Origin of the sequence: Arcicella aquatica, assembly GCF_034928825.1 — a bacterium.
In the GTDB taxonomy this organism is placed as follows: Bacteria; Bacteroidota; Bacteroidia; order Cytophagales; family Spirosomataceae; genus Arcicella; species Arcicella aquatica.
In genome coordinates, this window is record NZ_JAYFUL010000030.1 from 58,418 (window position 1) to 72,049 (window position 13,632).

Genomic DNA, 13,632 nt, shown 5'->3' on the forward strand with positions numbered 1-13,632 from the left:
TTATTACTTTAAGCAAACGCTTTTTTTATTTTTTCAGTTAGCTTAGATTCAACGATGCGATGACAAAGATGAACCATATTTTTGGTGGCAAGTGCCGACGAAGAACCATGTGCTATAACAACGTTTCCGTTGACGCCAATAATCGGACTACCCCCAACGGCTTCATAATTTGTTTGGTCTATGAAGTCGTCTTTAATTCCTCTTTCAGACAAAATTCCGTATAGAGATTCTCCCATTTTCAAGAGAATATTACCTGTAAAACCATCTGTTACAATAACATCGGCTTTTGCCTTGAAAAAGTCTTTGCCTTCAATGTTACCAATGAAGTTTATTTTTCTTTCTTCTTGGAGTAACTTATAGGCTTGCTGAACGATAACCGAACCTTTTTCGGGTTCTTCACCGATGTTCATCAAAGCTACTCTGGGCGATTCAATTCCCATTGTTGCTTTGGCATAAATAGAACCTAAAAGGCCAAACTGTGCTAACATTTCAGGTTTAACATCAGCATTGGCACCAATATCAAGAATTACGGCCAAATTACCGTCTATCTGTGGTGCAAAACCAGCAATAGGAGGGCGTTGAATACCTTCTATTGTTTTGATAGAAAACAACGAGCCTACCATCATGGCACCTGTGTTGCCCGCAGAAGCAAAGACATCAATTGCTCCTGTCTTTAAAAGTTTAAACCCAACTCCGATACTGGAATTGGGTTTAGACTGTAATGCTCTTACAGGATGTTCACCCATTTCTATTGTTTCATTTGCTTCCACAATTTCAATGTTAGAACCCGTAAAATTTTGGTTATCAATTATCTGCTGAATTGCTGCCGTCTGACCAATCAAAACGATGGTTACACCAGCAGGTAATTCTTGAGCTGCCAATACTATTCCTTCAACGATAGCTTTTGGGGCGAAATCTCCACCCATTGCATCAATCCCTATCTTCATTCAATTATTATTTGGTTATTCACTAACGGAATGACAAAAATAACATTTTATGAAGTGTGAAACAGCGTTTTTGTTTGAAAATAGTTTTGAAAACTGATAGTTTTTTGTCAATTCTTCGTTTGAATGTTGATATTCAGCACATTAAGAGATAGACAATTCCCAAAATCAATTAATTATGCTTGAACAGCATAACCTTCTACAACCATTTTACCTTTGTAAAATAAATTTCCTTCAAATACGTGAGCACGGTGGCGTAAGTGAATTTCTCCAGTTGTTGGATCTGTAGTGATTGTTTTTGGAGTTCCAAAATCGTGTGAACGTCTTTTATCTCTACGAGTTGTCGAGTGTCTGCGTTTAGGATGTGCCATTTGCTTATTTCTTTATTTTGTTATTCTTTATTTATCTAAAAACGTAATTTGCCAGTATGGTGGCTAAATTATTAATTATTATTCAATTTCTTTAAAATAGCCCAGCGTGGGTCTATTTCGGGTTCATCTTCGTTTGTTTTTTCTTCATCGTCGTCATCATCATCATCTGAATCTCCTGTTGAAGTAGAATAAACAATTTCTCCCTCGTCATCATCTTCCCACACTAAATCTTCAAAGTCTTCGTCTAAATCATCATCATCTAAACTTGATAAAAATGTTTGTTCTTCAACTTGAAAACGGGGATGAAGCTTTTTCATTGGAATCTGCAAGCCAATGAATTCATAAATATCTTGAGCTACGTTGATATACTGTGTATTTCTATCAATCAACATCAACTCATCTGTAATCTCTTCGGTGTGGTCAGAAAACTTTAAAATCATTTTCTGAGTAATATCCACAGGGAAATCGAAAGTATCCAAGCTACGGTCACAAGTGAGTTCTACAGAACCTACAATATGATACAATAATTGAATCATTACTTCCGATTTATCTAAAGTGACGGTAGCTTTGAAATTCCCTTTTTCGATTAAATCTTGCTCTAATGCCACAAAAAAGTCATCACCTCCCTCAAATTCATGCACATAATGCTTGTTTTCAAGGCGGAAGATGTCAATCTTAAATGTATTTAATATGCTCTTATTCACTTGGTTTCATCGAAAAGACTGCAAAATTAGGGACTATTTTTTACAATGACAAGTATTGAACAAAATATTACCAGTACTTATTGCCAAATATCTTTTGGATAACGACCTTTGTTCTATGAAACAGATTATAAAAAACAATCCTTTATATTTTGGCTTGTATATCGTAGTATGGCTTATAGGGCTTGTATGGGTGCTTAGTACCAATAAATTTGACCAAATGGTATTGATTAACCGATATAATGCTTTGTGGGCAGACTCATTTTTTATAATGGCTACACAATTGGGAGAAGGATGGTTTTTTGTGGCCATCATCCTAAGTTATTTATTTATTAGTTATGATAAAGCACTGATACTTACGGCTTCTCTGGGTTTAAGCTCTCTAGTTTCGTTTTTATTAAAACTTAGTTTTGATAACCTCCGTCCCATGGCTTTTTTTGCGGATAAGCATATAAAATGGTATTTTGTTGATGGCGTAAAAATTAATATTCACCTCAGTTTTCCTTCTGGGCATACCACTACTGCCTTTGCAGTTTTTACGTTGCTTACTATCTTTCTTATCAACAAAAAGTGGTCTGTGCTCTTTTTATTATTAGCTTGTTTGGCCGGCTATTCAAGATGTTATCTTTTCCAACATTTCCCTGAAGATGTTTTGGCGGGCTCTGTTGTTGGGACGGTTAGTAGTATGGTAGTGTATATACTGGTTAATAAAATGCTTGAGAATAATCCCAAAGACTGGCATAGAAGAAGACTGATTAACCATAAGAAACCCTGATTTCTTAGGAGGAATTGAGTGATTTAGTGAATGAATGATTTAGTGATTAGCCTATTTAAACAGCAACCTCAAATAGCTCAAAATTACGCTGTTCTATTATGTCGTTTATAAATGTCTGATTAAAGATGTTGCATGGAAATGACAACTCAAAACTCATCACTCAAAATTCATCACTCTATTGTTCTATCAAATTCTTCCTTTCCAATTTCTTAAAGAAATCATACATCGGGTTAACATCTAGTTTCACAAACTTCTGCCATAGTTTAATAGCCTTAGTAATTAATTGACTTTCTATCAGAAAACCATCGTGACCATACAGCGAATCTAAAGCTTGGAAAGTAGCCCCAGGGATATGTTTTGCCAAAAAGGCTTGTTCATTAATCGGGAACAGCGCATCTGATTTGATGCCCATTACCAATGTTTTAGCCTTAATCTGCGAGAGTGCCTGAATAGCTCCGCCTCTGCCACGACCCACATCCTGCGAATCCATCACCTGCGAAAGTACATAATATGAAAAAGCATTGAAACGCTGGGCTAGTTTTTCTCCTTGATAGCGTTGGTAGCTCATAGCCCGATGCACTTTGCCCAAAGATTCATCTTTACGGGCTTGTGTTACGCCATAGGTTTCATAATTTCTATACGAAATCAAGGCGGTAGCTCTGGCAGCTTTCATGCCTTCGATACCTGCTTGTGGGTGACTATCTTTCCAAGTTGGGTCTACTTCAATCGACATCCTTTGTGATTCATTAAACGCAATCCCCCACGGTGAATGTTGTGCATTAGTAGCAATCAAAATCAGGTTTTCAATCAAATTAGGCTGAGAAATAGCCCATTCTACACTTTGTTGACCACCCAAAGAACCGCCAATACAGGTTTTGATTCGAGTAATTCCGAGATGCTCGCGGAGTAAATCAAAAGAATTGACAATATCGCGAATAGTAATAAAGGGAAATGTATGGAAATAGGGCTCGCCAGTAGCTGGATTGATAGAAAGAGGACCAGTACTGCCATAATGTGACCCTAATACATTCACACAAATGATAAAATGTTTATCAGGGTCGAATAGTTTACCTCTGCCTACTAACCCTTGCCACCAATCTTCTACATCATGACTACCCGTAAAGGCATGACAAACCCAAATTACATTAGAGCAATCAGCGTTTATCTTACCTAATGATTGATAAGCTAATGTTACTTCTGGTAAAATACCTCCTGCCTCTAATTCAAAGGCTTGATTATATTTAAAAAGATTATTCAATGTATAAAAGACTTGAGCACCAATACTCATTTGAGTGAAACCTTTATTTACGCAATCAAAAGCGAATGATAAGATAATTGCTTTTGTAAATCCTCGAAACTTTCTTCATATTCCCAGTACATTAATCGTCCATGCGAACCCGTCACCAAAATGTATTTTTCAGAAATAGACTGTATGCGGTTGATGGCCACAACCTTTACCATGTTCTGGGGAACAGTTACTTCTTCAATAATTTCCTTATTGTTGGCGTCGAAGCCATGAACAATGAGGTAATTGCCCGTTGTGATTTTAATAAATTTTGACATAATAGCTGACAAATTTGGTCACGAAAAAATCATGACGATAAACGAAAATAAATCGTAAACCTGACGAATACTTTACAGCATGAAAAAATGACTGGGAGAGTACTTCGTAATTGGTTTATATTTCCTAAAAACTAGCCAAATGACTATACAGTTTTTAGGTAGGAATTAGCACCTTGCCTTTACGAGCGGTAGGTTGCCAGAAGTTCATAGAGCCTATTCTCTCCCTTCTTCTTTATAAATCAATTACCTGTGGAGGTCGAAACCTCAGAGGAAAATTGACTTGATGATGCAAAGTAAATCGTGAAAGCTTGAAAAAGCAAATTTTTTAGGCATTCTCCCTAAAGAATCTTCTTTCAGGGTAAAAAATAGGTTAGCCTGTTAAGTTCAATCCATTTCTATTAGGGAGTGACTTAAGTCCTATCGATTACCCATATCTTTTAAAAAAGTTGAAATGAAGATGTGATTATTGATAAAATTGGTTCAAATAGACTTAAATCGCCTTTCAAACCGAGGTTTGGTCGCCTCATGTCACAGCCTGACTACATGAAGCTCTTATCCCTAGCGAGGGACTTAAGTCCCTCGCTAGGGATAAATACCTTGATTGTCAGTTATTTATATACTTGTGGGTAATCAATAGGACTTAAGTCAACCACTAATAGAAAAGATTGCTGGTAATTACCCCATCAGAAGGTCAATACAAAAAAGCTTAACATTACTGAATACCTTTCAACAAACCATCCATTAATACATCGATATCATTCATATCATTATAAAGATGTGGCGCAAGCCTGATAGATTGTCCTCTGAACGAAACAAAAACTTTGCGTTCTTGCAAGGCAGCTTGAATTTTTTGGTAATCGACATGCTCGGGAATTCTGATACCTACTAAATGGCTACTTCTGTATGGTTTTTCTTCTACCCAGTAGCCATGTGCTTGTAAAATTTCTAAAGGTTCTTTCAGCAATTCATCACAATAGTTATTGATAGCATTTACTCCCCAAACATTGATTTGTTCTATCGCCGCAGTGAGCATGGGGTTTAAAATAAAGTTACTTCTTTCACCCATGTTGTATCTATCCGCTTTGGCTCTATACTGAGTTTGATAATTAATCAAATTTTTAAAATCCTCAGAACCCACCCGATTTATCCAGTTACGTTCCAAGGGATTACCCTCATCAAAAAAAGCTCCGAAATAGGCTACTCCTGCTGAATAAGGGCCTAAAAGCCATTTATATCCGGGATTGATGATGGCATCGGGCTGTACTTTTTGTACATCAAAAGGCATTGCTCCGATAGACTGTGTGCCATCCAATACCAACAATGCACCTACCGAACGGCAATGTTGACCAATGATTTCGGTATTAAAAGAAGTGCCATCAGCCCAGTGAGTAGGTGATACTACTACTAAACAAGTGTTGCTAGTGATGGCTTCCAACAATTTTTCATTCCATATTTTACCCCTATTTTCTAAAGATGCTGGCGGATGAACTACCCTCATTTTTAAACCTAAATTGATACAAACCTCTTCCCAAGCATATACGTCAGAAGGGAATTCTTCGCTGACCATCACAATTTCTTGCCCTGCTCGTATATTTGGCTTTCTATACAAGTTTTTAGCCACGATTGCCATGCCGTAGGACGATGAGGGTAGTAACACAATACGCTCAGGGTCGGGACAGTTAATCAGTTTGGCATACGCATTTTTAACAGGTTCAGTTGTTTCAAAAAAACTTTGTGAAGTAATGTTTTGAGGTTGCGTTTTTCGCAAAATTCCTTGAATACCAGCTTCTTCTACTGATTTAAGATTGGGTGCCATGGTGGCACAATTGATATAATGAATACCTTCTTCAAGGCTAAAAAGATGTTTTTGACAGGATAAACTCATTTTGTTGATGTTATATTGAAAGGTTTTCAAAAATACATATTCTTGACGATTTTAAGCTATAAATGATTTGTACAACACAAAAAGGTGTAATTTTGAGTATGCGTATAGATGAATCAACCATAGAACGAATCCGACAAAGTGCTGATATTGCCGATGTAATAGGCGATTATGTTTCTTTGAAGAAGAAAGGAGCAAACCTTTGGGCTTGTTGTCCATTTCATGGCGAAAAATCACCGTCGTTTTCAGTATCGCCTGCAAAAGGTATTTATAAGTGTTTTGGTTGTGGAAAAGCTGGGGATGCTATCCGTTTTATCATGGATATTGAAGGATTAGGATATGGCGAAGCTTTGCGGCATTTAGCCAAAAAGTATGGCATTGAAATCCAAGAAACACAGCTTTCAGACGAACAACAATTAGCACAGAATGAACGTGAAAGTTTACTGATTGCCCTGAATTATGCTAAAAGCTATTATCAAGATAACCTTTTTCAGCACGAAGAAGGGAAAAATATAGCCTATCCATATTTTAAAGAAAGAGGATTCTCAGATAAAACGATTCGTACTTTTGAATTGGGTTATAGCCTAGATAATTGGGATGCATTTACAAAAGAAGCTGTCAGGAATGGCTATAATGTAGATATTTTAGTAAAGGCTGGCTTGACGATTTTGAAGGGCAATGAGAACGAGACTGTTCAGCAAAATCAAAAAACTTTTGATCGTTTTAGAAATAGAGTAACCTTTCCAATCCACAATGTATCAGGAAAAGTAATTGCTTTTGGAGCAAGAATTCTGAAAAATGATAAAACACAGGCAAAATACTTAAATTCGCCTGAGACAGAGGTTTATCATAAGTCGAATGTACTTTATGGAATTTACCAAGCCAAAAATGCTATCCGTACCAAAGACGTTTGTTATTTGGTAGAAGGTTATACCGATGTTATTTCTTTGCATCAAGCGGGTATCGAAAACGTTGTAGCATCGTCGGGAACATCTTTGACGATAGAGCAGATTCGTTTGATTGCTCGTTTTTCGCAGAATATTACTGTTTTGTATGATGGTGACCCCGCTGGAATTAAGGCTTCGTTGCGAGGAATGGACATGATTTTGGAAGAAGGACTTAACGTAAAGCTGGTCGTTTTTCCAGAAGGCGAAGACCCCGATAGCTATGTTCAGAAAATCGGTTCGGATGCTTTTGTAGAGTATATACAAAAAACCGCTAGCGATTTTATTACTTTTAAAGCAGAATTATCACTCAAAGAAGCTGGAAGTGACCCTTTCAAAAGAGCCGAGTTGATAAAAGACATGGTGGCTAGTATTTCTAAAATTCCTGATTCTATTAAAAGGTCAGTATTTTTTCAGAAAACAGCTAATTTGATGCAGATTGATGAAGGGATTTTAATTGCCGAAAGCAATAAGATTTCTTTAGAAAGAAGCAAACAAAGAGAAAAGGATAACCAAAGAGATGCCAATCGTCAGCGATTACAAAACGATTTACCGTCAGGAGTAACCCTTAGTAAACCTGAACCAAATGTAAATTTTGATGATTTACCAAGCTTTTCAGAAGAAGATGAGTTTTCGGGTTTTCCAACAGATTTTATACCAAATAATCGTACAACAAATGTACAAAATATACAGCCTAATATTCCTGTTAGTCCCCCAAAGGTGCTTACTGGCATTGCTTTGCAGGAAAAAGAATGTGTACGCTTGTTGATTAGTCATGGCATTAAGGAAGTTGACCCAGGGGTTGCGCCAGGCGTTACATTGATGCAGTATATTTTATCAGAGATTGATGGAATGAATTTTGGTACGCCCATCTATCACGATATTCTGACAATGTGCCGAGAAAGATTTACGCAGGGGGTTGTTTTGGATACTAAATTTTTTATTAGTCACAGCAATCCAACTATTCAACAAGAAGCCATCAACCTTGTTACTGAACGTTATTCAGCTTCTGAGGCTTGGTTGAAATATGAAATTATTGTTCCTACTGAAGACGATAAGCTAGCAGATTTGGCTTATCAGAATATTTTACGATTAAAAAAGGCTTTCAATGACCAACAAATGAAAGACTTGATGCAACAGCTTGCCAAAACTTCTGATGCTGATGAGCAAACACATTTATTGGGTTTATTTATGAAAGCCAAAGAAATTGAAAAGCAAATATCCAAAGAATTAGGAACCGTAGTTGGAAGATAGAAACAAAACAAAGACAATGACAAAGACATTATATTTGGTTCGCCATGCCAAAGCCTCAGAGTCAGTTAGCCCTGATTTAATCCGTCCACTGACCTCAAGTGGGATGATTGATGCCGCTAGAATGGGCAGAAATTTATCAACAAAAATCAATCCCATTGATTTAATCATTACTTCTAATGCCGAGCGTACACAAATGACGGCTAAAGTACTTTCGGAACAATTGGGTATTGCTGACGAAAAGATACATGTGTTAAGTGATTTGTACGAAAGCTCACCTAAACACTACTTAGATGCAGTAAATGCCATTCCTGAAAATATAAATGCTGTAATATTGGTTGGGCATAACCCAAGTATCAGTTATTTCGCAGAATACCTTACCCATGCTGATATTGGCTCGATGCCTACATGTGCAGTTGTAGGGATGAAAATAGAAAATTTAGCTTGGGCAGAAGTAGGTAAAAAATCAGGAGATTTGATATTCTATGATTCGCCAGAGAGTATTTTGGGGTATAATAGTTGAAAAATTTTATGTCTTTCTTACGGTAGCGTGTGTTTTCACATGCTACCGAATTACTATCAAAATATAATTGCTCTTGGAGAAAAGAGAGATTTTGTTAAGTAATTGGGAAAAATCCAACAAATATCTATTCACCAGTTAGTTGTTGTTGAACAGATAAAACAAAGTCAATAGAAACATTCGCTAATTTGGCACTTTGTTCAACAGATAGACCCATAGAAAGAGCATTAATAACAGTTTCTTTTTTAACCGCTAAGTTTTCAGCTTCTCTTGCTTCTTTTATTTTTCTACCTTCAGCCCTAACAGCCTCTGCATTTCGTGCAATCAAAATTTCCAATGAAGCCTTTTCATCAGGTGTCATTTTACGACTGTCCAACTCATCAATGGCTACTTTTAACCATTCTTCGTCCCAAAATTTAGGAAATTGGGTCTGTTGAGTAACTGTATGGATGGTTTTCATTGTATATATCAATTTTTGTAAATCTGTTTGACAATCAACTTCTTGCAACGTAAATTTATCTAATTCTACCGTAATAAACGTCAATTGGTCATCAATAAGTTCACCTTGTTCATTTCTCAAATTTGCAGCAGAGTGGAATTGAGGAAAATGGAAAATATCATTTGCTAAAATAGCTACACAATAGATTTTTGTCAGCGTTCCATAGTCAAACTTACCACGTTTTACCATTGCGTTGAATTTGTGCAAAGCATAAAATTTCATGCGTTGTACAAAATAAGGAGCTTCTCCATACTGCATCTCTACGATAAAATGATTATCGTTTTCATCAGTACAAGCTAAATCAAAAATTCCATCGCTTCGGCGATCCGATTCTGCTATCTTGAGTAATGCCCTCAAAGGTATTTTTGTCAAATTTTACGTCCTTAATAGGCACTTCAGACTTGATAAGTGCTTGTAATGCTTTTCTCAAAAATAACGTATTTGTTTCATTGCCAAAGGTAGCTTTGAAGCCATAATCAGAGATTATTGGAATAAATATTTGGTCATCTGTATATAAAGTATTCATGTAGAAAAGGTATTAAAAATCAGTTGAATTATCATGTTTTTGGCTTTGCCAAAATGGTGTCTTCACACACTGCCGATTTCATTGTACACTCAAAGACCACATTTATTGATGGGACTAATAGAAAAATTAGAGCAATCGTTTTTATACTTGAAAACTATTACTCATTTACTCAATCCTTAGTGCAACGATAAACTATCTCTTAATGCTACATCTTTTGGACTATGCTCTGTCCAATAATCGCTTAGAAGTGTTTTCTTTAAAATAGCTTTAGTTGTCCAAGTTTTTCCTTGATTAACATTATGTTCCGTCCAACCCATAATTTTATAAGGAAATACTTCTTGAAAAACAATCTCTACTGAACGAGATTTTCCTGGGTAAGTAATAGAAAATACCTTTAGTCTTTTCTCCGTAAAATCTGTCCCTGTATAATCTTTTAATGCAGCATTAGCCGACAATACTGTTGGTAATTGATGGCTTAATTGTGAATAACTAAAACATGGAATCATCTCAATATCACCTGTGGGTAATGTTTCAGGTGAAAGGCGAATCCTATTCCAAATTTCATCTTCCAACCAAGCTCTTTTTAATTCAAAATCTTCTTGAACCTCTTTTTCAACATAACTTTTTCCTTCTATTTGATAAGCTCTGTTTCTATTGTTTAATTGCAAATAAGCCATTCCGTTCCAGTCTTGTATCGAAGTAGCTACTTTCAAGGCATGGGGAAAAGCTTTTGTATCAACGCTTGAAAAAGCAGAAGTCATCACTGAATAATCATTAATACCTGTCAGAAATTTTTCTGTAAGATTTACCTTTAGTACACTAATAGCCTCTGATTTATTATCCGCCTCTAGTTTTACTTGTTTATCCGTTCTAAAATTTTCTGTTACAAAAATCATGAAGGCTTCTCCCACAGAACTTTGTCCATTATTATCTTTTTGCAAAGTATAGCTATTGATTTCAGCTTTGTTTTTATACCAATAGTCGGCAAAAACTTTATCAGAAGCCGTAGGCATTGAAAGCAAAGTAACGTCGGGTTTTTTAGGCGCTTGTTGATAAATAGTAGCACCGTTGGCAAAAGCATATACAACTGCCAAGGTAACACAGATGGCTAAAAAATTATTTCTGATAAAGTGATTCATAAAAGAGGAATTTCAATGATTGAAATGAGCTTCAATTTACACATTTTAGATAAATTCCGTATCTTGGAAAAAGAATAATTACTTCTTTCCATTTCATTCAACATTCTTTAATTTTCAATAAAAATGAAAAAATATTTACATTACTTTATCGCCTCCTCGGTTTTTATATTAACTGTTTTTCAAGCTCAGTCCCAAATAGAAAAAGCACCACCGAGAGCAGAAGGCGAAGGTCAATACAATCGGATGATTATCCGTGGTGTAAACCTTATCAATGGTACCGGTTCTCCGATGCAAGGCCCTTGTGATATAGTAGTCGAAAAAAATAAAATCGTTGAAATCAAAGTAGTTGGGTATCCGGGTGTTCCGATAGACCCTAAAAGTCGCCCAAAACTGAATGATGGGGATAAAGAATTAGACTGTACTGGTATGTATATGTTGCCGGGTTTTGTAGATATGCACGGGCATATAGGCGGAAAGTCGCAAGGAACACCTGCTGAATATGTTTATAAACTATGGTTGGGACATGGCATTACTACCATCCGTGACCCTTCTGCTGGGAATGGTTTAGACTGGGTGTTAGACCAAAAAGCAAAATCTTTAAAAAATGAAATTACTGCACCTAGAATTTTGGCATATACAGCTTTTGGAATGGGAGCCAAGGAAACCATTTCAACCGCAGAACAAGCCAAAGCTTGGGTAGAAGAAAATGCCAAAAAAGGAGCTGATGGTATAAAGTTTTTCGGAGCAAGACCAGAAGTAATAGAAGTGGCCATTAAAAGAAATAAAGAATTAGGCTTACGTTCGGCATATCATCATGCGCAAGTGGATGTGGCTCGTTGGAATGTTTTGAATTCTGCCAGAGCGGGACTAACTTCTATGGAACACTGGTATGGTTTGCCTGAGGCACTTTTTGACAGCCAGACTATCCAAGATTATCCAGCAGATTATAATTATAGTAACGAACAAAATCGTTTTGAAGAGGCAGGTAAACTGTGGAAACAAGCAGCCAAACCGGGGTCAAAACGATGGAATGAAGTAATGGATGAATTGCTGAAACTAGATTTTACCATCGACCCTACTTTTAATATTTACGAAGCCAATCGTGAATTGATGTTAGCTCGCAGAGCCGAATGGCATGAAGAATATACGATGCCTCAGTTATGGCGTTTTTATCAGCCTTCACGAGTTTCGCATGGTTCATATTGGCAAGAGTGGGGCACAGAGCAAGAAGTGCAGTGGAAAGAAAACTATAAACTTTGGATGGCATTTATCAATGAATATAAAAACAGAGGAGGGAGAGTAACGGCTGGTTCAGATTCTGGTTTTATCTTCCAGTTATATGGCTTTGCTTATATCCGAGAATTAGAATTGTTAAGAGAAGCAGGTTTTCATCCATTAGAGGTAATTCGTGCGGCAAGTTTAAAAGGTGCTGAAGCATTGGGCATGGCTGATAAAATAGGTAGTATTGAGGTGGGTAAACTGGCTGACATGGTAATTTTAGAAGAAAACCCACTAAAAAACCTAAAGAATCTTTACGGTACAGGTGCTATCAGATTGACAGAAAGCAATGAAGTAGTTCGTGTAGGAGGGGTAAAATACACGATTAAAGATGGTGTAATTTATGATGCTAAAAAGCTTTTGGCTGATGTGCGTAAAATTGTAACGGATGCCAAAACAAAAGAAAACTTCGAGATTTTTCAACCAGGATTAGAAAAGAAAGCAGGGGCGAAGGTACAGGGGAGCAAGGAGTAGAGATAAGATTGTTAAATTCTAATTCTTACTATTAATGGGTAATTTAAGTCATAAATGATTATTTATATGTTTGTAAGTCTGTGATATTCAAGCCTTATCCCTAGCGAGGGACTTATTAGCTTTCATAAAATACTCGTTCTTTTTAATTTGGGTAAAAATGATTAATTTTTGTCAAAAAAACTCAAATTCATGCGACAACTCATTGTTACTTTAAGCGATAGTCAAGAGCAAGAATTACAAGATTTAGTTGCTCATCATCCCAAAGCCTATATTCGAGAAAAAGCCTGTGCTATCTTGAAAATAGCACAGGGACACCCAGGTATCTGGGTTGCCCAAAATGGTCTTTTACGCAAACGTCGTAAAAACACTGTTTATGATTGGGTTCACTCTTATCAAACTCAGGGTATCACAGGTTTATTTGTCAAAAAAGGACGGGGTTTAAAACCGTCTTTTTCCCCCTGAGCAAGAGAGTGATGTTTGCCTACAAACCCAAATGATTGTTGGACAAAGCCCCAAAGCCTATGGTTTTGAGCAAAGCCGTTGGAGTTTAAACCATTTACTTTGTGTTTGCACTCATTTAAAGATAAAAAGCAAGTCTTGTTTATGGAATTGGCTCAAGAAATGGAAAATCTCTTATAAAAGAGGTAGACTCTATGTCCACAGCCCAGATGCTGATTATCAAGCTAAACTTGCTTATATGAGAACAACTCTTGAAACAGCCGATATTGACAAGGCTGTATTTCTATGTATTGACCAACTCACCAT

General features: G+C 36.6%; 15 protein-coding genes and 1 riboswitch. Of the genes, 6 read left to right on the forward strand and 9 right to left on the reverse strand.

Annotated elements, in window-relative coordinates; translation table 11 throughout:
• Positions 1–8: 8 nt before the first annotated feature.
• From plsX to VB264_RS16640, 3 genes are all read right to left on the reverse strand, one after another.
• Positions 9–947 carry a phosphate acyltransferase PlsX gene (plsX, locus tag VB264_RS16630; RefSeq protein ID WP_309912726.1) on the reverse strand — a complete coding sequence of 313 codons (939 nt, stop codon included), beginning with the start codon at positions 945–947 and terminating at the stop codon, positions 9–11.
• Between the two features lie 173 nt (positions 948–1,120).
• Positions 1,121–1,315 (reverse strand): 50S ribosomal protein L32, encoded by a 195-nt coding sequence (rpmF, locus tag VB264_RS16635; protein ID WP_184129002.1) that lies wholly within the window; start codon positions 1,313–1,315, stop codon positions 1,121–1,123.
• A 71-nt stretch (positions 1,316–1,386) separates the two neighbouring features.
• The gene (locus VB264_RS16640) at positions 1,387–2,019 is read right to left on the reverse strand and encodes a YceD family protein (protein ID WP_323251032.1); all 633 of its coding nucleotides are present in this window, start codon (positions 2,017–2,019) and stop codon (positions 1,387–1,389) included.
• Positions 2,020–2,134: 115 nt separating this feature from the next.
• On the opposite strand from VB264_RS16640, the gene VB264_RS16645 reads away from it, so the two are divergent.
• Entirely contained in the window at positions 2,135–2,791 is a 657-nt protein-coding gene (locus VB264_RS16645; RefSeq protein ID WP_323251034.1) for a phosphatase PAP2 family protein, read from the forward strand.
• A 175-nt stretch (positions 2,792–2,966) separates the two neighbouring features.
• Here VB264_RS16645 and VB264_RS16650 read toward each other — a convergent pair whose 3' ends face one another.
• From VB264_RS16650 to VB264_RS16660, 3 genes are all read right to left on the reverse strand, one after another.
• Entirely contained in the window at positions 2,967–4,079 is a 1,113-nt protein-coding gene (locus VB264_RS16650; RefSeq protein WP_323251036.1) for a homoserine O-acetyltransferase family protein, read from the reverse strand.
• Positions 4,080–4,096: 17 nt separating this feature from the next.
• Entirely contained in the window at positions 4,097–4,354 is a 258-nt protein-coding gene (locus VB264_RS16655) for a hypothetical protein (RefSeq protein WP_323251038.1), read from the reverse strand.
• 112 nt (positions 4,355–4,466) lie between these two features.
• Positions 4,467–4,595, reverse strand: a riboswitch (SAM riboswitch).
• Between the two features lie 471 nt (positions 4,596–5,066).
• Entirely contained in the window at positions 5,067–6,239 is a 1,173-nt protein-coding gene (locus tag VB264_RS16660; RefSeq protein ID WP_323251040.1) for an aminotransferase class V-fold PLP-dependent enzyme, read from the reverse strand.
• 98 nt (positions 6,240–6,337) lie between these two features.
• Between VB264_RS16660 and dnaG the strand changes: the two genes are divergently transcribed.
• Positions 6,338–8,434 (forward strand): DNA primase, encoded by a 2,097-nt coding sequence (dnaG, locus tag VB264_RS16665; RefSeq protein ID WP_407654660.1) that lies wholly within the window; start codon positions 6,338–6,340, stop codon positions 8,432–8,434.
• 16 nt (positions 8,435–8,450) lie between these two features.
• Entirely contained in the window at positions 8,451–8,954 is a 504-nt protein-coding gene (locus tag VB264_RS16670) for a SixA phosphatase family protein (RefSeq protein WP_323251044.1), read from the forward strand.
• A gap of 124 nt (positions 8,955–9,078) precedes the next feature.
• Here VB264_RS16670 and VB264_RS16675 read toward each other — a convergent pair whose 3' ends face one another.
• From VB264_RS16675 to VB264_RS16685, 3 genes are all read right to left on the reverse strand, one after another.
• Complete coding sequence (locus VB264_RS16675) at positions 9,079–9,822, reverse strand: PD-(D/E)XK nuclease family transposase (protein WP_323251046.1); 744 nt, start codon at positions 9,820–9,822, stop codon at positions 9,079–9,081.
• The gene (locus tag VB264_RS16680) at positions 9,752–9,976 is read right to left on the reverse strand and encodes a hypothetical protein (RefSeq protein WP_323251048.1); all 225 of its coding nucleotides are present in this window, start codon (positions 9,974–9,976) and stop codon (positions 9,752–9,754) included. The genes VB264_RS16675 and VB264_RS16680 overlap by 71 nt, the downstream gene beginning before the upstream one ends.
• Positions 9,977–10,152: 176 nt before the next feature.
• Positions 10,153–11,115 (reverse strand): hypothetical protein, encoded by a 963-nt coding sequence (locus VB264_RS16685; protein WP_323251050.1) that lies wholly within the window; start codon positions 11,113–11,115, stop codon positions 10,153–10,155.
• Between the two features lie 123 nt (positions 11,116–11,238).
• Between VB264_RS16685 and VB264_RS16690 the strand changes: the two genes are divergently transcribed.
• From VB264_RS16690 to VB264_RS16700, 3 genes are all read left to right on the forward strand, one after another.
• Complete coding sequence (locus VB264_RS16690) at positions 11,239–12,867, forward strand: amidohydrolase family protein (RefSeq protein ID WP_323251052.1); 1,629 nt, start codon at positions 11,239–11,241, stop codon at positions 12,865–12,867.
• A 189-nt stretch (positions 12,868–13,056) separates the two neighbouring features.
• Positions 13,057–13,329, forward strand: a complete 273-nt coding sequence (locus VB264_RS16695) for a helix-turn-helix domain-containing protein (RefSeq protein WP_323251054.1) — start codon at positions 13,057–13,059, stop codon at positions 13,327–13,329.
• A 31-nt stretch (positions 13,330–13,360) separates the two neighbouring features.
• The coding region (locus VB264_RS16700) for a hypothetical protein (RefSeq protein WP_323251056.1) at positions 13,361–13,632 on the forward strand (272 nt) is incomplete at its 3' end.

What these genes read in the sequence shown, in the direction of transcription:
- plsX (WP_309912726.1), bottom strand. Translation starts at nt 947, where the DNA reads ATGAAGATAGGGATTGATGCAATGGGTGGAGATTTCGCCCCAAAAGCT.
- rpmF (WP_184129002.1), bottom strand. Translation starts at nt 1,315, where the DNA reads ATGGCACATCCTAAACGCAGACACTCGACAACTCGTAGAGATAAAAGA.
- VB264_RS16645 (WP_323251034.1), top strand. Translation starts at nt 2,135, where the DNA reads ATGAAACAGATTATAAAAAACAATCCTTTATATTTTGGCTTGTATATC.
- VB264_RS16650 (WP_323251036.1), bottom strand. Translation starts at nt 4,079, where the DNA reads ATGAGTATTGGTGCTCAAGTCTTTTATACATTGAATAATCTTTTTAAA.
- VB264_RS16655 (WP_323251038.1), bottom strand. Translation starts at nt 4,354, where the DNA reads ATGTCAAAATTTATTAAAATCACAACGGGCAATTACCTCATTGTTCAT.
- VB264_RS16660 (WP_323251040.1), bottom strand. Translation starts at nt 6,239, where the DNA reads ATGAGTTTATCCTGTCAAAAACATCTTTTTAGCCTTGAAGAAGGTATT.
- dnaG (WP_407654660.1), top strand. Translation starts at nt 6,338, where the DNA reads ATGCGTATAGATGAATCAACCATAGAACGAATCCGACAAAGTGCTGAT.
- VB264_RS16670 (WP_323251044.1), top strand. Translation starts at nt 8,451, where the DNA reads ATGACAAAGACATTATATTTGGTTCGCCATGCCAAAGCCTCAGAGTCA.
- VB264_RS16680 (WP_323251048.1), bottom strand. Translation starts at nt 9,976, where the DNA reads ATGAATACTTTATATACAGATGACCAAATATTTATTCCAATAATCTCT.
- VB264_RS16685 (WP_323251050.1), bottom strand. Translation starts at nt 11,115, where the DNA reads ATGAATCACTTTATCAGAAATAATTTTTTAGCCATCTGTGTTACCTTG.
- VB264_RS16690 (WP_323251052.1), top strand. Translation starts at nt 11,239, where the DNA reads ATGAAAAAATATTTACATTACTTTATCGCCTCCTCGGTTTTTATATTA.
- VB264_RS16695 (WP_323251054.1), top strand. Translation starts at nt 13,057, where the DNA reads ATGCGACAACTCATTGTTACTTTAAGCGATAGTCAAGAGCAAGAATTA.